Source organism: Caulobacter sp. 1776 (assembly GCF_040545685.1).
Classification (GTDB): domain Bacteria; phylum Pseudomonadota; class Alphaproteobacteria; order Caulobacterales; family Caulobacteraceae; genus Caulobacter.
In genome coordinates this window covers 162,125-180,544 of the sequence record NZ_JBEPMI010000002.1, presented here as the reverse complement: position 1 = coordinate 180,544, position 18,420 = coordinate 162,125, and the positions used below count along the sequence as shown (strand labels likewise).

15 protein-coding genes are annotated in these 18,420 nt (G+C 67.9%); 6 read left to right on the top strand and 9 right to left on the bottom strand.

The window, feature by feature from the left end; all coding sequences use genetic code 11:
- Positions 1 to 19: 19 nt before the first annotated feature.
- Entirely contained in the window at positions 20 to 2,356 is a 2,337-nt protein-coding gene (locus tag ABIC66_RS06260; RefSeq protein WP_354068637.1) for a putative bifunctional diguanylate cyclase/phosphodiesterase, read from the bottom strand.
- Between the two features lie 4 nt (positions 2,357 to 2,360).
- Entirely contained in the window at positions 2,361 to 2,981 is a 621-nt protein-coding gene (locus tag ABIC66_RS06255) for a cupredoxin domain-containing protein (protein ID WP_354068636.1), read from the bottom strand.
- Positions 2,982 to 3,167: 186 nt separating this feature from the next.
- On the opposite strand from ABIC66_RS06255, the gene ABIC66_RS06250 reads away from it, so the two are divergent.
- The 3 genes from ABIC66_RS06250 to ABIC66_RS06240 all read left to right on the top strand — a co-directional run bounded on the left by ABIC66_RS06250 (position 3,168) and on the right by ABIC66_RS06240 (position 5,738).
- The gene (locus ABIC66_RS06250) at positions 3,168 to 4,049 is read left to right on the top strand and encodes a DUF3034 family protein (RefSeq protein WP_354068635.1); all 882 of its coding nucleotides are present in this window, start codon (positions 3,168 to 3,170) and stop codon (positions 4,047 to 4,049) included.
- 11 nt (positions 4,050 to 4,060) lie between these two features.
- Complete coding sequence (locus tag ABIC66_RS06245; protein WP_354068634.1) at positions 4,061 to 4,570, top strand: group I truncated hemoglobin; 510 nt, start codon at positions 4,061 to 4,063, stop codon at positions 4,568 to 4,570.
- A 67-nt stretch (positions 4,571 to 4,637) separates the two neighbouring features.
- Positions 4,638 to 5,738: an Mrp/NBP35 family ATP-binding protein gene (locus ABIC66_RS06240; RefSeq protein ID WP_354068633.1), complete on the top strand. Its 1,101-nt coding sequence runs from the start codon at positions 4,638 to 4,640 to the stop codon at positions 5,736 to 5,738.
- A gap of 159 nt (positions 5,739 to 5,897) precedes the next feature.
- Here ABIC66_RS06240 and ABIC66_RS06235 read toward each other — a convergent pair whose 3' ends face one another.
- From ABIC66_RS06235 to ABIC66_RS06210, 6 genes are all read right to left on the bottom strand, one after another.
- Positions 5,898 to 7,196: an outer membrane protein transport protein gene (locus ABIC66_RS06235; protein ID WP_354068631.1), complete on the bottom strand. Its 1,299-nt coding sequence runs from the start codon at positions 7,194 to 7,196 to the stop codon at positions 5,898 to 5,900.
- A 231-nt stretch (positions 7,197 to 7,427) separates the two neighbouring features.
- Positions 7,428 to 8,333, bottom strand: a complete 906-nt coding sequence (locus ABIC66_RS06230) for an SDR family NAD(P)-dependent oxidoreductase (protein WP_354068629.1) — start codon at positions 8,331 to 8,333, stop codon at positions 7,428 to 7,430.
- Positions 8,334 to 9,040: 707 nt separating this feature from the next.
- Positions 9,041 to 10,174, bottom strand: a complete 1,134-nt coding sequence (locus tag ABIC66_RS06225; protein WP_354068628.1) for a S41 family peptidase — start codon at positions 10,172 to 10,174, stop codon at positions 9,041 to 9,043.
- A 320-nt stretch (positions 10,175 to 10,494) separates the two neighbouring features.
- Entirely contained in the window at positions 10,495 to 11,502 is a 1,008-nt protein-coding gene (locus ABIC66_RS06220) for an HlyD family secretion protein (protein ID WP_354068626.1), read from the bottom strand.
- Between the two features lie 19 nt (positions 11,503 to 11,521).
- Positions 11,522 to 12,271, bottom strand: coding sequence for an ABC transporter ATP-binding protein (locus ABIC66_RS06215; protein ID WP_354068624.1), 750 nt, complete (start codon positions 12,269 to 12,271; stop codon positions 11,522 to 11,524).
- Positions 12,268 to 13,464 carry an ABC transporter permease gene (locus tag ABIC66_RS06210; RefSeq protein WP_354068622.1) on the bottom strand — a complete coding sequence of 399 codons (1,197 nt, stop codon included), beginning with the start codon at positions 13,462 to 13,464 and terminating at the stop codon, positions 12,268 to 12,270. Before ABIC66_RS06210 ends, ABIC66_RS06215 begins: the two co-directional genes overlap by 4 nt.
- Positions 13,465 to 13,646: 182 nt before the next feature.
- On the opposite strand from ABIC66_RS06210, the gene ABIC66_RS06205 reads away from it, so the two are divergent.
- From ABIC66_RS06205 to ABIC66_RS06195, 3 genes are all read left to right on the top strand, one after another.
- A complete protein-coding gene (locus tag ABIC66_RS06205) occupies positions 13,647 to 15,728 on the top strand; it encodes a S46 family peptidase (protein WP_354068621.1) in 2,082 nt (693 codons plus the stop codon).
- Between the two features lie 185 nt (positions 15,729 to 15,913).
- Positions 15,914 to 17,194, top strand: coding sequence for a NupC/NupG family nucleoside CNT transporter (locus ABIC66_RS06200; protein WP_354068619.1), 1,281 nt, complete (start codon positions 15,914 to 15,916; stop codon positions 17,192 to 17,194).
- Positions 17,195 to 17,259: 65 nt separating this feature from the next.
- Entirely contained in the window at positions 17,260 to 17,877 is a 618-nt protein-coding gene (locus ABIC66_RS06195; protein WP_354068618.1) for a glutathione S-transferase family protein, read from the top strand.
- Here ABIC66_RS06195 and ABIC66_RS06190 read toward each other — a convergent pair.
- On the bottom strand, positions 17,874 to 18,326 hold the full coding sequence (locus ABIC66_RS06190; RefSeq protein WP_354068617.1) for a PaaI family thioesterase: 453 nt from the start codon (positions 18,324 to 18,326) through the stop codon (positions 17,874 to 17,876). The two genes, ABIC66_RS06195 and ABIC66_RS06190, sit on opposite strands and share 4 nt — an antisense overlap.
- Between the last annotated feature and the right edge of the window lie 94 nt (positions 18,327 to 18,420).

Below are 18,420 nucleotides of genomic sequence, written 5' to 3'. Positions count from 1 at the left end.
GGCGGACACGCTCTCAATCTCACGCCGTCCGGCGCGCCTCGTCGCTCGGCAGCTCGATCGACCAGGAGCCCAGGAAGTCGACCAGCTGCTCCAGGCTCATCGGCTTGGCGATATGGTAGCCCTGGGCCAGGTCGCAGCCCATCAATTGCAGCGCCGCCAAGGCTTCGCGAGTCTCGACCCCCTCGGCGGTGACCTTCATGCCCAGGCTGTGGGCCAGGTCGACCGTGGACTTGACCAGCAGGGCGTCCTTGCCGCCGGACGTCAAGGTCATCACGAAGGCTTTGTCGATCTTCAGCTCATCGGCGCGGATCTGCTTCAGATAGGCCAGAGACGACAGGCCCGAGCCGTAGTCGTCGATCGAGATCGGGATGCCGGCGCCGGCGATCCGTTCGATGACGGCCAGCGCGACGTCGGGATTGCCGATCACGGCGGTTTCGGTGATCTCGAAGCACAGGCGCGCGCCGGCGGCGGTGACCTCGGCGATCGCGTATTCGGCGAAGTCGGAGTCGTCGATCAGGCGGCCCGAGATGTTGACCGACATCATGACGTCGTGGCCGGCCGCGCGCAGGCGGGCTTGGTCCTCGATGGCCTGAGCGAGAACATAGTCGGTCAAGACGCGGATGTGGCCGGTCTCTTCCGCCATGCCGACGAACAGGTCGGGACGAATATAGCCGCGGGTTGGGTGGTTCCAGCGCGCCAGGGCCTCGACCCCGGTGACGGCGCCGGTGCGCAGGTCCAGCTTCGGTTGATGGTTCAGGAAGAGGTCGCCCTTGCGCACCGCTTCCAGCATCTCGCTCATCAGAGACAGGTTGGCGGCCGGATCGCCATAGACGACGGGGTCGAACACCATCAGCTTCTTGTGGGCGGCGCGGGCCTGGTCCAGGGCGATCAGGGCGCGCTCGATCAGGCGAGCGGCGTCGAGGTCGTCGACCGAGGTCGCCGCCACGCCGTGGGTGATATGAACGTCGACGGGCTCGCCGCCGATCAGGATCGGCGTCTCCAGGCCCGCCAGGAAGCCGTCGGCGCGGCGCAGCACACCGTCCAGATCGTTGGTGGCCGATAGGGTGCAAAGGATCGAGGTCGTCAGGCGGCCAACGGTGACGCCAGGCACGGTGTCGGCGACCCGTTGACCCAGCTTGGCGACCAGCTCGGTGGCCAGCTCGTAGCCGATGGCGGCGCGCACGGCGGGGAAGCGGTCGAAGCCGATGGCGCTGATCACCACCTGTTCGCCGGGCGCGAGGGTGGCCAGCCGCGCCTCGATCGCGCGTTCCAGGGCCCGGCGATTGGGCAAGCCGGTCTCGCCGTCGTGTAGCGCCTGGCGGGTCATTTCCGCCTCGCGCTGGCGGATCTCGCCGGCCATCAGGTTGAAGCTCTCGGCCAGGCGGCCGATCTCGTCGCGGGTCGTAACCTCGACGCTGACATCCTCGCCGCGCTGCAGGCGGCGGGCGGCGACGTCCAGAGCCGTGATCGGCTTGGCCAGGCCCCGCGACAGGGCCCAGCTGGCGGCGGCCACCAGGGCCGCGCCGATCAAGCCGACGGCGAGCACCGCGGCCATCAGGGGACGGTAGGGCGCCATGGCCTGAGCCATCGGATAGCGTAGCACCAGGGCCGCGCCGCTGGCCTTGTCCAGCGCTCGGATCGGCTTGACCAGCACCAAGCTGTCGGCGCCGTCGCGCAGCATGGTCGGTTCGCGCAGCTTGTCCCGCACGGCCTTGCCGACGAAACCGGCCAGCACCGTGTTGGCCGGGGCCCGGTCTGCCGAGATCCACTGACCGCCGCGCTGGTCGAACACCTGGGCGTCCAGCCCGATGGCCGACAGCTTTTCCAGGGCCTGCATCTCGGGCTCGTCCAGCTTGGCCGCGAAGACGACCCAGCCGGTCAGGGTCGGCGACAGAATCGGGGCCGAGATCAGCTGATAGGGCTGGCCGTCGATGGCGAAGACGCCTTGCGCGCCATCCTCGGCGTCCAGAGCGGCCCAGAGTTTTTCGAGGTCCAGACGGCCGGGGTCCAGACCGACGACGTCGCCGTCGACGCCGACCGTGAAGGCCAGGTCGAGGCCCAGGCGCTGGCGCAGGTTGGCGACGGCCGACTCCACGGTCGGGCGATCGTGGGTCGCCACGGCGGCGCGGAAGCCGAAGTCGCGCGACAGCAGCTCGGCGCCGTCGTGCAGACGCTGGGTGCGCAGGGCCCAGACACGATCGAACACCGTGCCCGACGCGGCTAGCTCCTGGCGGACGGCGCGCTGGGCGTTGTTGGCGATCGCCACGTAGACCGTCACGGCCACCAGGCTGAGCGCCAGGGCGAAGAGCCCCGCGTAGAGGACTGTCAGCTTGGTCTGGAGGCGCTTGAACGTCATGGCGTCAGTGGTGGTCGGCCGGCGCGCGCAGCTCGACCGACACCGCCTCGCGGACCGGGCCGACGCCAACGCTGGTAGTCGGAAGGGTCTTTTCGTTCTTCAGGGCGCGCAGATAGGGATGCCAGACCTTGGCGACGACGGCGCCGGCCGGGATGTCCTGGATCGTTACGGCGCCGTTCGTGTCGGTCTTGCCGGCATAGGCGGTGTCGACGACCTTGATGAAGCCGACCATCTGGTCGTGGATGTTGCAGCCGATGGCCACGGCGCCGGCCGCGTTCATCCTGGCGGTGCGGTTTTCCTCGTGACCGTACAGCTTGATCTCGAACTTGTTGCCCGGCGAGAACGAGTAGACGTGATGGCGCACCTTATCGAGGTTCGGGAACGCCACCTCGGCCCCGACGGGGACCACCAGCATGAACGGGCTGAACTGGATGTTCTGCTGCGCCACCCGATAGGGCCAGGGGAACTTGATCGGGCCCTTGGTCGGCTGGCCGTTCGGATAGACGGTGACCACCGCGTCCGGCACGGGTCTGCCCTCGGCGTCGCGTACGGTGACCGAGAAATCACCGGCCAGCGCGCGCCCACCCCAGAGCGCAACCATCAGCAGTAGAGCCAGATGTCTCATCAGCTTTCTCGTAGCCTAGCCCCGGTGAAATGGGCGTTAACGCACCGTCCGAGGGTGCGACATGGGCTGCGACACCTGATTTGGGGACGCGGTTTACTTCGAAACCCTCTGTAAAACCTTCGAGGTCACGGTCCGCCTCATCGGCTTGAGTTGGGCGCTCGTCGCCGGGTTTCTCTGGAGGGGGCGATGAAACGACTTTCGCGCGGGGCGTTCGCCACGTCTGTGTTGGCTGCCTGTGTCGCGACGGGCGCGCAAGCCGGCGAAATCGAGACGGGCGGAAAGCAGTTGCTGACCCACGGCGTCAGCGCTCTGGAAGGCGGCGCGGGCGGAGGTCTGTCGACCTGGGCGGTGATCGCCGGCGACGAGACCGATCGCGGCATCGGCGGCGAGGTTCACGCGACCTATGTCGACGTCAAGGACTACAAGCTGCGCGCCTTCGGCGGGGCGGTGGGCTGGCACGACCGCATCGAGCTGTCGGCCACTCGCCAGGCGTTCGACACCGGCCCGACCGGCGTCGAGCTCGGCCTGGGCAAGGGCTTCACCTTCAAGCAGACGGTGCTGGGCGCCAAGGTCCGCGTGCTGGGCGATGCGGTCTACACCCAGGACAGCTGGGTTCCGCAGGTCAGTGTCGGGGCGCAGTACAAGGACAATAGTCAGGACGCCATGGTCCGCGCCGTCGGCGCCAAGGACGACAGCGGCGTCGACTGGTACGTGGCGGCGACCAAGCTGCTGCTCGACAGGTCGCTGGTGTTGAACGGCGCGGTGCGGATGACCAAGGCCAACCAGACCGGCCTGTTGGGTTTCGGCGCGGCCAAGGACGGCGGCTACAGGCCCCAGTTCGAGGGCTCGGCCGGCTATTTGCTGAGCCGGCGTCTGGTGGTCGGGGCTGAATACCGCACCAAGCCCAGCAACCTGGCCTTCGCCAAGGAGGACGACTGGATGGACCTGTTCGCCGCCTACGTCGTGAACAGGCATTTGTCGGTGACCGCCGCCTATGTCGATCTCGGCGACATCGCCACCTTCAAGAACCAGCGCGGGCTGTACCTGTCGCTGCAGGCCGGCTTCTAGGAGGAGCGACCATGAACACCGTCAAGACCTTCATCCTCGCCGGCTTCGCCGTCATCGCCCTGACTGGCTCGGCTCTCGCTCAAGAGAGCGCCGCGCCCGCTGGCGAGAAGCCGGTCGACGCCTACAAGCCGTCGAACGCCAACGCTGGCGCGACGCCGATCACCGATCCGTCGGTGCTGGCGGCGTTCCATGGCAAGGCGGGTGTCGACCGCATCGTCGAGACCTTCGTCGAGCGCAACTTCTCCGATCCCCGGACCAAGGACTTCTTCGCCGCCGCCGACAAGGTCCGAACCAAGCGGACCCTCAAGGAGCAGTTCTGCTACATCCTGGGCGGCGGCTGCGACTACACCGGCCGCGACATGCGCGCGTCCCACAAGGACCAGGGCGCGACCAACAAGGATTTCAACGCCGTGGTCGAAAACCTGCAGATGGCCATGGACAAGGAAGGCGTGCCCTTCGCCGCCCAGAACAGGCTGCTGGCCAAGCTGGCCCCGCAGCAGAAGGACATCGTCGAGCGGTAGGGCGCGGCGCTCTTGTAAACCCCGGCCATCGCGCGGATATGAAGCCCCCGAACCCGGAGGCCCGCCCGTGACCGCTACTCTCGACGACGCCCGCGCGGCGCTGGACCGCATCGCCGACCCGGTGAGCGGGCAGGGGCTGGTGGCCGCCGGCCTGGTGCAGGGGCTGGTGGTCCGCAACGGCCGCGCCGGCTTCATGCTGGAAGTCCCGGCCAGCCGGGCCGCCACCTATCCCGCCGTTCGCGAAGCCGCCGAAAAGGCCCTAGCCGCCTTGCCGGGGATCGATGTCGCCCAGGTCGTGCTGACCGCCCAGGCGGCCGAAGGCGCGACCCGGGTGCGCAAGGGGGCCAAGGTGTCGGAAGATCCGCAGGCCCGCATGGTCCCGCCGCCGGAGGCCGAGAAGCCCGCCCACGTCCGCCACGTGATCGCCGTGGCCTCGGGCAAGGGCGGGGTGGGCAAGTCCACGGTCTCCACGAACCTGGCCGTCGCCTTCGCCCGGATGGGCCTGCGCGTCGGCCTGCTGGACGCTGACATCTACGGCCCCTCGGCCCCCAAGATGATGGGCGTCGACGGCGACCCGCTGTTCGAGGAAAACAAGCTCCAGCCGCTGGAAGCCCATGGCGTCAAGCTGATGTCGATCGGCTTCATCGTCGACGAGGGCAAGGCGATGATCTGGCGCGGGCCGATGGCCTCGTCGGCCGTGCGACAGATGATCCACGACGTGGCCTGGGGTTCGGAGGCCGCGCCGCTGGACGTGCTGGTCGTCGACCTGCCGCCGGGCACCGGCGACGTCCAGCTGACCCTGGTCCAGAAGCTGCGCATCGACGGCGCGGTGCTGGTGACGACGCCGCAGGAGATCGCCCTGATCGACGCCCGCCGCGCCGCGGCGATGTTCGAGAAGACCGCCACCCCGATCCTGGGTCTGATCGAGAACATGGCCTTCTTCGCCGATCCCTCGACCGGCGCCCCGATCCCGATCTTCGGCGATGGCGGCGGCGTGGCCGAGGCCGAGCGCCTGAAGGCGCCGCTGCTGGGCCGCGTGCCGATCGAGATCGCCGTCCGGATCGGCGGCGACCAGGGTGTTCCGGTCGTGATCGGCGAGCCCAAGGGCGCGGCGGCGGCGGTGTTCGTCGCGGCGGCGAGGGCGCTGTGGGAGGCGATTAGCCACTAAATCTCTGTCTTCCCGGGCGAAGACCCGGGACCGCGGCGGGCTCCGAGCTTCCGGCGGCCCCGGCTCGGCGTGCTACGCACTTGGCCGGGATGACAGATTTCAATGAAAAGCCCGCCCGGATCGCTCCGGGCGGGCTTCTCGTTCAGCGATGCGCCAGCCCTAGAAGCTGAAGCGCGCGCCCGTCGCCAGCACGACGGCCGAGCCTTCCACGTCGCCGCGCAGGTTCACGGTCGAGCTGGTGGCGGTCACGTCGGTGCGATTGATCTTGGCCTTGTCGAACGCGATGTAGCTGATCGCGGCGTCCAGCTTCAGATTGTCGGTCGCGGCCCAGGTGGCGCCGACGGCGTACATCATGCGGTCGCCGTCCGGCACGCGGGCGGTGCGGCCGACGTCCGGCGTCGGGGTCGGGTCGTACTGGACGCCCGTGCGCAAGGTCAGGCGCGGCGTGGCCTGATAGTCGACGCCGACGGCGTAGGTGGTGACGTCCTTGTAGTTCTGGACGCTCTCGGTCGCGCTGGTCGCGAACTTGATGCGGATGGCGTCGAACTCGCCCCAGCCGACGCGGCTGACCGAGCCATTCAGCGTCAGCTTGTCGTTGACCGCCCAGCGGGCGCCCACATTGGCGATCCAGGGCAGGGTGATCTTGGCCTGGCCGTCGGTCGAGAAGTTGTTGGCGGCCGGGATCGGGGCCAGCAGGCCGCCGACGGTGACCGTGCCCTTCAGCTTCTGGTCGATCTTGCTGCGATAGCTGGCGCCGATCGTCAGGCTCTTGGACGGGTGCAGCTGGGCGCCGACCGTGTAGCCATAGGCCCAGCCGTCACCCTTCAGGGATTGCGTACCGTCCGGCTGCAGCGGCGAGATGTTCGGCAGAGCGTTGGTCAGCTCGGCGTCGGCGTACATGGCCGTGACGCCCACGCCCAGGTCGATCAGGTCATTGACCTTGTAGGCCACGACGCCGTCGACATTGACCGTGCGCAGCTGCGACTTCAGCGCGTCGTAGCGGGTCCAGCTGGCCTTGCTGTACTCGGTGGTGAAGTTGTACGGCGCGGCGACCGACAGGCCCAGCGACAGCTTGTCGTTGATCTTGAAGGCCGCGCCCAGGTTCGGCACGAGGCCATTGTTGATCGGCTTGGAGGCGCGGTTCTCGCCGCCGACCGGGGTGGTCAGGCCGGTCGGGGGGACCGGACGGGTGATGGTCGAACCGGTGTCGCTGACCTTCGAGTCGACCAGGATGGCGTTGAGGCCGAGATAGCCTTCGCTGCGCTCGATGCCGGCGATCGAGGCCGGGTTCCACCACAGGCTGCCGACGCCCTTGTCGGCGACTTCGCCGGAATAGGCGCGACCGGTGCCGCGCACCGACTGTTCCTGCAGGTAGAAGGCCGAAGCGGAGGCCTGGGAAGCGGCGGCGAGCGCCAGCAGAGCGACGCCGGCGGCGAGGCTGGTACGCGAGAGAGACATGATGACTTAGCGACCTTCTGGGGGAGGAGAAGTCCGCCGAGCGTCTTGAAGGCGCTCGAGGAGCGCCGCCTTTAACGCATCTGCTCAAAGAGCGTTGCTATAAATTGATAAGACGGTGAATTTTGTCAGTATGGATAAAGAAACGGGGGCGCGCGGCCCCCGTATCAATCGTTGTTATGTCAAAATTCGCTTGAATCCAGGTATTCGCGCGGCGGATATGCTTACGTAACGTCAACCGCCCGCCATCTTGCGAAAGAACTTCTGGCCCTGCTCGCCGCCGTTGAAATAGGCCTTCTGGCCGTCCTCGGCGGTGATCTTGTCCCAGTTGTCGCGGACCTCCTCGGCCGAGAGGCCGCCCTCGCCCAGATAGACACCCTCGGTCTCGTAGATGCGCGACAGGGCGAAGGCGCCGGCGCCGGCGGTCAGGATCGCGCCGGTCGGGGCCTCATCCGACGCCAGATAGACGACGCCGGGGGTGACATATTCCGGGGCCAGCTTGGCCAGCACTTCCGGCGGCATCAGGCCCTCGGTCATGCGGGTGGCCGCGACCGGGCTGATGGCGTTGATCTTCACGTCGTTCTTGGCGCCCTCGAGCTTCAGCGTGTTCATCAGACCCAGGATCGCCATCTTGGCCGCGCCATAGTTGGACTGGCCGAAGTTGCCGTACATGCCCGACGACGAGGTGGTCACGACGATGCGGCCGTAGTTCTGGGCCTTCATGACGTCCCAGACGGCCTTGATCGGCTTGAAGGTGCCCCAGACGTGGACCTGCATGACGGCCTCGAAGTCTTCGAGCGCCATCTTGGTCAGGGTGCGGTCGCGCAGGATGCCGGCGTTGGCGATCAGGATGTCGATGCGGCCCCACTGGTCCATGGCCTGCTGGACCATGTGAGCGACGCCGGCGTCGTCGGTGACCGACGAGCCGTTGGCGATGGCCTCGCCGCCGAAGGCCTTGATCTCCTCGACGACCTTTTGCGCCGCTTCGGACGAGCCGCCCGAGCCGTCGACGCTGCCGCCCAGGTCGTTGACCACCACCTTGGCGCCGCGCCGGGCCAGCTCTAGGGCGTGCTGCCGGCCAAGGCCGCCGCCGGCGCCCGTCACGATCGCCACCTTGCCGTCGAAGCGGATGTCCGCCATGCCCGTAGTCTCCCTCAAACGCGTGTTTGGTTCGCGCCGTTTGTGCGGCGCGAGGGCAGGGGCGTCAAGGGGAGCGATCCCCATGCGCGCTCGTCCTCACGCGGCTGGCCGCTGAAGGCATGGAAGGGAAGCGGAGCGCCCGGGCGACGCCCGGAGGTTTGGATAATGAGTACCGTTTCGACGAAGCCAGAGCGCTCCGCGTAGCCGTTATCCGGTGAGCCTTCGGCGCGCGGGGTTTTAACCCGCTTCCGAACGCGCCCCCGACGGGCGGGCCGGGGCGACGAACCCCGGTCCCGGAGCGCCTGGGCGATTTCAGCCCAGGCCTGCCGCGCTCGCCGAACCTTCGCCGCCAGGGCTTCGTCCCATGTTCCAGGGCGCCCGCCGCTGGATCCGCCACGAAGGCGTCCCCGAAGAGACCTCGACGAGCGCTTCCCGCTCGACCACCCCCGACAGCCGTCACGATCGCCGGCCGGACGTCCCTTCCAAGCCGTCAGGTGGAGTCAGTATCGGGGGGTTTTGAACGCGGATCATTCAGAGCCGCGTAAAATCGACAAGCGATTGATTTCGTGGCGTTCGAAGTCGCGAACGCCGGGGATACAGGGGCGTCAATCCCCGTGACCGCTCCCAGCTTCGCTATCCAAGCGAAAGCCGAGGAGAGCGGGCGTGGGTATGGCCGAGACGGGTGGAAAGGCGCTGATTGCGCCCCCTTACATCCAGAACGGCTTCCACTCCGCATTCTGGCTCGGTCGCTCAGAATACATGGTGTGGAGTTCGCTCAGGTCGTCGAACGGCTGGTCGTTGACGTGAGCGAAAGCAGCTTCCATCGCCTGATCCCGGCCGGCCGTCCAATCGGCGAACCGGAGCGGGACCATTACATCGGGCATGGTCCAGATTCGCTTGTCGTAGGGGTGGGAGTCGAACCAGGGCAGGGTCGACACGAATGCGCTGAACCCATCGCCCTGGAACGGCCTGGCGTCGCCCTCGTGATTGGGGGAGCCGCCGGTGGGTTCGCCCACGAACACGGCCCAGGTTTCCCGCTCGAGCCTGGAAGTCAGGTTCTGGGCGGCCGAGAAGGTGTGAGGTCCGATCAGGACATAGAGCCCGCCAGGCCGGTTGAAGCGGGACCGTTCGAGATGCTTTCTAAGGCCTTCCCCCAGGCGGTTGTCGCCGCCGTCATTGCGGCGCAGATCGAGTACGACCCGCTCGATCGCGGGATCCTCCATGGCCGCAAAGGCTTCTCGCACGAAGGCCAGGATCGAGGCCTTATTAGCGAACAAGCGGTCGAAGGCGATGACCAGGACACGGCCTTCCGCGTGGACGAAGTTGGGCGCGGGTCCCGGCCGCCAAACTTCGACCGGAAACGGCTTTCGGGGAAGCGGGACCAGCGCCTCGCGCGCGTTCAGGCGCGGTATCAGCACTGCCTTGACGAGCGAGCCGCCTATCTCAGCCTCGACGGTGACCGGCGCCGAGACGCCGGCGGGCGCGGCCAATCGCGCGCCGCGCAGGACCGCGGGTCTCAGGATCAAATCGGCGTCATGGTGAGCCCGGGTGGGGTTGTTCCCGGGCCACATGGCCGCGAAGGATCCCAGGACCTTCTCGATGGCCACCCCATCCACACGCGCGATCCGCGCACCAAGCAGGGGCTCGCCCTCTGCCTTGGCCGCTGTGACGTAGAGGCCGTCGAAAAAGGGGGTGGCGGCAATTGGAAGGGTGAGGTCAAAGCCGGGCGCCTTGATCATACTCGTTGGTCCCGCACGCCCATCCACGTACATCGTCGTATGGCCGTCGTGGAACCAAGCCAACCGCGCCATGAGGCCCATGAGATAGGCCTCGGAGGTCATGGCGTCCGCCTCGGCGGCGAGGCGATCCCAGCCGGACCGCCAAGCCGGGTCCGCTGCGGCGATCAAGCCACGCGGGTGGGTCGTTTCGGCGTACCTGCGCAGGCGCGCTGCTTCCGAGCGGCGGGGTTTGGCCACGGCCGCCGTTGCCGGCGCCGCCAAGCTTCCTGACGACAGGATGCAGAAGTCGCGTCGCGTCGGGACATATGATCGTGTCATGTTCGGATCCCCTGAATGCTAATGTGGCCTAGCGCACAAGCGGACCTCGAACGTCGCCTCAGGGTCGGAAGCGGACGCCGCCGCCCGCTCCCTTCCTAGCTCTGCTAAGCCTTCTTCTTCGTCATCCCACCAGCCACCGGCGGCGTCGGCTTATCCCGCTTCACGCCAGCCTTCTGGCCGGGCTTCATGAACTTGACCAGGACGCGCTGGCCGACCAGCAGCGGGGCGCCGTCGGCGCTGACCACCACCTCGACGACGCGTTCGTCGCTGCGCTGGCTGGGGTCGTCCGAGGCCAGCTTGCGGGCGCCGAACACGGCGGCGCGGCGCAGGACCTTGCCGACATAGGTCAGGTCCGGATTGCTCTCGGGCTGGATCTCGACCTCCTGGCCGATCCTCACGTTGGGAATGTCGGCCTCGACGATCTCGGCGCGAACGATGCGTTGGGTGTTCGGCTCGAGGTCGAACATGGCGGTCACGTTCAGCGTCGAAGCGCCAGCGCCTGGATTGGCCTGGCGGCGGGCGATGCGGCCGTTGGCCGGGGCGCGGATCACCGTCAGTTCCTCGTTGTACTTGGCCTGGGCGACCTGGGCGGAGGCGACGCCGATCGCGGCCTGTTGCGCGCCGATATTGGCCTGGGCCGAGGCGATCTGGTCGCGCGCGGCGTCCAGCTTCTGGGCGGCCACGTAGTTCGAGGCGGCCAGGCCTTGCAGGCGATTGTACTCGCGCTGGGCGGTGCGCAGCTGCACTTGATAGAGCTGCAGTTGGGCCTTGGCCGAGGCCAGGTTCGCCGCGGAGGTCTGGGCCGCGAGGCGGACATCGTCGTCCTCCTGCTTGGCCAGTGGCTGGCCCTGGGTGACGACATCGCCTTCCTGGACGAACACCTCGCGGATGATGCCCTGGCGGCGCGCGGCCACCTGGATCACGCCGCCCTCGACGTCGGCCTTGCCCTGGGCGATGGCCGCGTAGGGGGAGGGTTCCTCCTGGGCGGCGGCGGCTTCGAGCTTCTTCTTTTTCTCGGCGGCTTGGCCCTTCATGTAGAAGAAGCCGCCGCCGAGCAGCAGCACGACGACGAGGACGATGTAGAAGGCGGGTCGGCGCAGGAAGCCGGGCATCAGAGTTTCCCCCAGAAAATCAGTGGCTGAGCGGCGCGGGATTGGCGTCGGGCGTTCTCCGCACGTCGTCCAGGATCCGGCCGTCTTCGATGTGGATGACGCGGTCGGCATAGGCCTCGAGCCGCGGGTCGTGGGTCACGCAGATCACCGCCGCGCCGCGCTCGGTGGCGGCGGCGCGCAGCAGCTTGATCACCGTCTCGCCGCTCTTGCCGTCGAGGGCCGAGGTCGGTTCGTCGGCGAAGATCAGGTTCGGGTTCTTGGCCAGGGCGCGGGCGATGGCCACGCGCTGCTTCTCGCCGCCCGACAGTTCCGACGGGCGCTGGTTGACGCGAGGACCCAGGCCCACGGACTCCAGGGCCGCCTGGGCGCGGCGCGAGGCCTCGCCCGGACCGACGCTCTGATACTTCAGCACGGTCATCACCTGCTGCTTGGCCGTCAGGGCCGGGAACAGGTTGAAGCCCTGGAAGATGAAGCCGCAGTGGTCGAGGCGGAACCGATCGATCTTGCTCTTGGACAGCGACCAGAGGTCGTCCGCCTCCAAGGCCGAGACCAAGCCCTCGTCGGGCTTCAGCAGGCCGGAGAGGGCGGCGACCAGGGTCGACTTGCCCGAGCCCGAGGGGCCCATGACCATGGTCACGTCGCCGTGCTTGGCGTCGAAGTCCACGCCCTTGAGCACTTCGATGAAGGTGCGGCCGGTCTTGAAGCGCTTGACCAGGCCCTTGGCCGAGAGCGCGCTCTGGCCGCGTTTGTGGCTGTGATCGTTGCTCATCGCAGCAGGTCCGCGGGTTGGCTGTTCTTCAGGATGCCCAGCGACAGGAAGCCAGAGAGCATGGCGATGACCACCAGGAAGACGGCGACGACGATCACCAGGGTCGGCGGGAAGTACATCGGCACGCCGCCGGCGCTGGCCAGCAGGGTGACCAGCCAGGTGAGCAGGCCCGCGGCGAGAACGCCAACGATGCCGACCCAGAACGAAAGCTCCATGACGATGTTGCGCAGGTCGCCCATCGAGACGCCCAAGGCGCGCAAGCTGGCGAACTCCTTGATGTTGGCCATGATCGCGCCGCGCAGGGTCTGCCAGGTGATGGCCACGCCGATCAGCAGGCCCAGGAACGCCGAGAAGCCCAGCATGATGCCGATGATCTGGTCGTCCAGCATGGCGCCGGAATTGGCGTCGGCCAGCTCCTGGCGGGTCCAGGCGCGGAACTTGCCGTCGGCCTTCTTGTTCAGCTGGGCCGCGACGATCTCGGCGCGCGAGGGATCGCGGATCTCGACCATTAGCGGGCCGACGCGCTGGCCGGTGTCGGCCTCGCCCAGCATCCGCAGGGTGTCGCGCGACATGACCAGGGTCGGCTGGATGATGTTCGGATAGCCGTGGGTGACGACGGCGATGGTGATGGTCTTGCCGTTGTAGAGGGCGCGGTCGCCCTTCTTGACGCCCAGGCGCTTGAGGGCCGTTTCGTCGACCGCCACGGCGTACGGCCGGCGCAGGGCCTCGATCATCGACTGGGTGTAGTCGGTCGGCACGGTCACGTAGCCGGGGATCGCATCGATCACCGTCACGTTGACGAACTCGCTCTTGCGGGACGAACCGCCGCCTTTGCCCTTGCCGCCCTTCTTGGCGCGCGCCTCTTCCTTGGCCTGCTGCTCGGGGCTGAGGATGTTCTGGAAGCGACCGCCCGAGCCGTCCAGCGGCGCGACCTGGGTGACCTCGGGGTGGCTGTAGACCAGCGGGATCATCCGGCGCGGCAGGCCCGAAGGGCCGCCGAACAGCGCCTTGGCGCCGGGGCCCAGCACCATGACGTCGGCGCGCGCGCGATCGATCTGGGCGGTGAACCCCTTGCCGATGCCGACGAACATGCCGACCTGGGCCAGGACGAGGAGGCCGGAAAAAGCCAGGGCGACCACGGCCGCCATATAACGACGCCACTCATAGAGAAGAGTGGCCAAGGCCAACGACATTCGAAACCGTGCTCCCCCAAACCGACGGTTGCAGCAATGAACGGCGATCGTCGAAGGTCCAAGTTAAATCGGGGTAAGACGGATTTCCGTAGTGAAATATTCGCCATGGATGCGGAAGAAGGTTGGTCGAGCCCCATGGTCGAGGTTAAGCGACGTTTTCCGTGCAGCGATCCACAACGCCCATGACGCTCCTCCGCGCCGCCTCGGCCCTGATCCTCGCGCTGGCCGCGACGGCGTCGGCGCGGGCGGACGAGGGCATGTGGACCTTCGACAAGATCCCGGTGGACAAGATCCGGGCGGCGACGGGCGTGACCCTGGACCAGGCATGGCTCGACGCGGCCCAGGCCTCGACCGCGCGGCTCACCAACGGCTGCTCGGCCGCGTTGGTCAGCGGCCAGGGCCTGGCGCTGACCAACAGCCACTGCGTCTCCGAATGCGCCCAGGCGCTGTCGAGCGGGCATGACGACTACGTCCAGGACGGCTTCCTGACCGACGGCAAGGACGACGAGCGCAAGTGCGCCGGCGTCGCGGCCGAGGTGCTCCTGACCATTATCGACGTCACCGACCAGGTGCGGGCGGCGGCCCAGGGCAAGAGCGGCCGCGACTTCGTCCGGGCCCGCGAGGGCGCCATGGCCCTGGCCGAACTGGCGGCTTGCGGCCAGGATCAGGCGCTGCGCTGCCAGACGATCAGCTTCTTCCGGGGCGGCCAGTTCAAGGTCTACAAGTACCGGCGCTACAACGACGTGCGGCTGGTGTTCGCGCCCGAGACGGCCGCGGCGTCGTTCGGCGGCGATCCCGACAATTTCAACTTCCCGCGCTACGCGCTCGACGCGGCGTTCGTCCGGCTCTACGCCGACGACAAGCCGGCCGACACCCCGACCTTCCTGGCCTGGCGCGACAAGGCGCCGGTCGAGGGCGAGCCGACCTTCGTCGTCGGCAATCCCGGCGCCACCGAGCGCCAGCTGACCGTGGCCCAGCTGGAGACCCAGCGCGACCTCGTCCTGCCGGTCATCCAGTTGCAACGGGCCGAGCTGCGCGGCCGGCTGATCCAGTTCGGTCAGGAGAGCGGCGAGCACCGGCGGGCCGCCAGCCAGGCCCTGGCCTGGGTGCAGAACAGCTACAAGCTGGGCGTGGGCCGCCAGGCCATGTTGAACGACAACGCCTTCCTCGCCGCCAAGCAGGCCGAGGAGGCCGCTCTGCGCGCCAAGGTCGCCGCCGACCCCAAGCTGGAAGCCGAGGCCGGCAAGGCCTGGGACAAGATCGCCGAGGCTCAAGCCGCCGCCGCCGAAACCTTTCTGCCCCTACGGATGCTGGAGAGCGGGGCGGGCGGTGGTTCCGAGACCTACTACTACGCCCGCCTGCTGGTGCGCGCGGCCAAGGAGCGGACCAAGCCCAACGCCGAGCGCCTGCCGGAATATGTCGACACCCGCCTGCCGCTGATCGAGCGCAAGCTGGCCGACGCGCCGCCGGCCGACGCGGCCTTGGAGCGGATCTATCTCGAGCACTGGCTGCTGAAGACCCGCGAGGCCCTGACCGTCGACGATCCCCGGGTCGAGGCGCTACTGGGCCGCGAGAGCCCCGAGCGGGTCGCCGAGACGCTGGCCGGCAGCCAGCTGTCCGACCCCGACGTGCGCATGGCCCTGTGGAAGGGCGGCGAGGCGGCGATCGAGGCGTCCGACGATCCGCTGATCCAGTTCGTGCGCCGCGTCGATCCGCTGGCCCGCGCCGCCCGCGCGGCCTACGAGGCGGAGGTCGCCGGACCGGTCGACATCGCCGCCGAGAAGATCGCCCGGGCCCGCTTCGCCCTGCTGGGCGACAGCGTCTATCCCGACGCCACCTTCTCGCTGCGCCTGTCGTACGGCGAGGTCGCCGGCTGGAAGGCGCGGGGCGAGAAGATCCCAGCCACCACCACCTTCGCCGGGCTCTACGACCGGGCCACGGGCGCGGAGCCCTTCGCCGCCGCCCAGCGCTGGCTGGACGCCAAGGACCGGCTGAAGCTGATGACCGTCTTCGACTTCTCCAGCACCAACGACATCGTCGGCGGCAGCTCGGGCTCGCCCGTGATCGACGCCAAGGGCCGCCTGATCGGCGTGGCCTTCGACGGCAACATCCATTCGCTGGGCGGGATTTACGGCTACGACGCGGCGCGGAACCGGACCGTGTCGGTCTCGGCCGTCGCGATCAGCGAGGCGCTGGCGAAGGTTTATGACCGCAAGGCCCTGGTCGAGGAACTGAAGGGGGGCGGCGCCGAAGCCGGCCGCTGACCCGTCAGGTCGCTCGCGATCCCAGCCGGCATGACGGGTGGTAATAGGCTTCTGACTTAGGCGCCGGGCGCCGTCCTTAACCATTCCTTACGCAAGCCGCTTGCGCGGGATGCCAGACTTGGTGTCATTCTTCGCCCTTGGTCGGCGTCGCGGGGGCGTCGCCTCATCGTAAGGTCTTCGTCTTGATGTTCCGTCCCGAGAACGTGCAGGCCCTCGCGGGTCTGGCGCTCACTTTGGGCCTTTGCTGGCTCGTTTCCGAGAATCGCAAGCGATTCCCGTGGGTTCTGGCGATCGGCGCCATCATCGTCCAGGTCATGCTGGTGCTGGTGCTGTTCGGCCTGCCGCAAGCCCAGCAGATGCTGCGCGGCGTCAACAGCGCGGTCGAGGGCCTCGGCTCGTCGACTCAGGCCGGCACCGCCTTTGTGTTCGGCTTCCTGGCCGGCGGCGACCAGCCGTTCACGGTCAGCAATCCCGGCGCGGGCTTCATCTTCGCTTTCCGGGTCATGCCGGTGATCCTGGTGGTCTGCGCGCTGTCGGCGCTGCTGTGGCACTGGAAGATCCTGAAGTGGCTGGCCCAGGGCTTCGGCTTCGTGTTCCAGAAGACGCTGGGCCTGCGCGGCCCGCCGGCCCTGGCCACCGCCGCCACCATCTTCATGGGCCAGGTCGAAGGCCCGATCTTCATCCGCGCCTATCTCGACAAGCTGTCGCGCTCGGAACTCTTCATGCTGATCGCGGTCGGCATGGCCTGTGTCTCGGGCTCGACCATGGTCGCCTACGCCACGATCCTGCACGATGTGCTGCCCAACGCCGCCGCCCACGTGCTGACCGCCTCGATCATCTCGGCCCCGGCCGGGGTGCTGCTGGCCCGGATCATCGTGCCGTCGGATCCGATGGAGAAGGGCGGGGACCTGGATCTCGCCGCCGAGGACAAGACCTACGGCAGCGCGATCGACGCGGTGATGAAGGGCACCACCGACGGCCTGCAGATCGCGCTGAACGTCGGCGCGACCCTGATCGTCTTCGTGGCCTTGGCCACCATGGTCGACAAGATCCTGGGCGCCATGCCCATGGTCGGCGGCCAGCCGCTGAGCATTTCGCGCGGCCTGGGCGTGGTCTTCGCGCCGCTGGCCTGGTCGATGGGCATCCCCTGGAAGGAAGCCGGCACGGCCGGCGGACTGCTGGGCGTGAAGCTGATCCTGACCGAGTTCACCGCCTTCATTCAACTGTCCAAGGTCGGCGCGACCCTGCTGGACGAGCGCACCCGGATGATCATGACCTATGCGCTCTGCGGCTTCGCCAATATCGGCTCGGTCGGTATGAACGTGGCCGGCTTCTCGGTGCTGGTGCCCCAGCGCCGCCAGGAAGTGCTGGGCCTGGTCTGGAAGGCGATGATGGCCGGTTTCCTCGCCACCTGCCTGACCGGCTCGCTGGTCGGCCTGATGCCCCGGGCGCTGTTCGGGCTTTAAGCCCACACTTCCGTTCCGTCGCGGAATGAGATCATCCTCCCGGTCACAAGCCGGGAGGATTTCTTTTGAAACTCTACGACAGCCGCCGCGCGCCCAATCCTCGCCGGGTCCGCTGGTTCATGGCGGAGAAGAGGATCGAGGACGTCGAGATCGTCGACGTGTCGATCTTCGACGGCGATCACAAGACGGCCGTCTACCTGTCGAAGGCCGGCCTGCCGCACGTGCCGGCGCTGGAGATCGACGCCGAGACCACGATCACCGAGTCGGTCGCCATCTGCCGCTATCTCGAAAGCGTCTATCCCGAGCCCAACCTGTTCGGCCGCGACGCCAAGGAGATCGCCGTGATCGAGATGTGGATGCGGCGCGTCGAGATGATGGTCTCCACGCCGATGATGATGGCTGTGCGCCACAGCCATCCGGCTATGGCCGGCATCGAGACCCAGGTCCCGGAGGTCGCCCAGAACAATCTCGGCATGGCCGAGCGGGCGCTGAAGGTGCTGGATCGCCGACTGGCCGAGAGTCCGTTTATCGCCGCCGATCGCGTGACCATGGCCGATATCCTGGCCATCACCGCCATCGACTTCGCGCGGATGATCCGCTTCCGACCGCCCAAGGAGCTGGCGCACCTAGCCCGGTGGCGCGAGGAGATGATGGCTAGGCCGGCGGCGGCGGGGGGGATCTAGCGCGCCCGGATCTTCTTGATCACGCCCGAGAAGTTCAGCATCGGCCCGGTTCCGGTCGAGATCAGGCCGCGCACGAATAGCAGCGAACCGCCCGCCTTGATCACCTCGCCGGTCGAGGTGACCAGGTCGCCGGGGCGGGCGGGGCCGATGAACTCGCCGTTCAGGCTGACCGTCACGGCGCGGCTGTCGCCCAGCGCCTTCCAGCCGATCGCGAACAGCGAATAGTCGGCGAAGGTCATCATGCAGCCGCCGTGCATGAAGCCGCCGCCGTTCATGTGCTTGGTTTCGGCGCGGAAGGCGGCGGTCACCCGGCCGTCGGCGTCTTCCTGGAAGTAGAAGGGCCCCGACTGGTCCTCGAACGGGTCCATGCCGGCCCAGGTGCGCCAGCCGGCCCACTCGCCGGTCTCCACCAGCTTGGGGCCGCTCCAGATGTCGTTGCCGCCGTCCATGGCCGATCCCCCTTCTTGTTCTTGATCGTTGTCTTTGAAGATCAGCTAGAAGGCCGGAGGGGCTGGCGCAAGTCGTCGGTCTCGCCTCTGCTGA